This is a genomic window from Bacillus cereus group sp. BfR-BA-01522 (assembly GCF_022662635.1).
GTDB lineage: Bacteria > Bacillota > Bacilli > Bacillales > Bacillaceae_G > Bacillus_A > Bacillus_A cytotoxicus.
The window spans coordinates 1-391 of record NZ_JAKUDY010000047.1 but is presented as its reverse complement, the minus strand read 5'-3'; the positions used below and the strand labels follow the sequence as shown (position 1 = coordinate 391).

Sequence of the window (391 nt, the reverse complement as noted above, 5' to 3'; positions counted from 1 at the left end):
GTATACTCGATTCTTCAAGAAACAAAACAAAGCACCGCGTTTCAAGTCTAAAAAGAATAAAGTGCAATCCTACACGACAAAGCATACGAATGGAAATATTGCGATTGCGGGTAACAAAATCAAGTTACCTAAACTTGGATTAGTTAAGTTTGCGGTTACCAAAACAAAGACGTTAAGAATCTCAACCTACGTGAATGGGATTGTCCTTCTTGTGGCACACATCACGATCGAGATATGAATGCAAGTATCAATCTAAAAAATGAAGCAATAAGACTTCTAACCGTAGGGACTACGGGGATAGCCTAATCAATAACTAACCGTTAGGTTGGTGTTCTTAGGAATCTCCCACTTCAAACAGCTCGTAAGAGTGTTAAGTGGGGGTAGTTCAAAA

Annotated in this window: 2 pseudogenes; both read left to right on the top strand. The window is 38.9% G+C overall.

From position 1 onward, the window contains the following. Window positions 1-181: pseudogene (locus MR059_RS22395) on the top strand (IS200/IS605 family element RNA-guided endonuclease TnpB); the annotation flags it as partial. After that, window positions 151-306, top strand: a pseudogene (locus MR059_RS22390) (zinc ribbon domain-containing protein); the annotation flags it as partial. The pseudogenes MR059_RS22395 and MR059_RS22390, both read left to right, overlap by 31 nt. Between the last annotated feature and the right edge of the window lie 85 nt (window positions 307-391).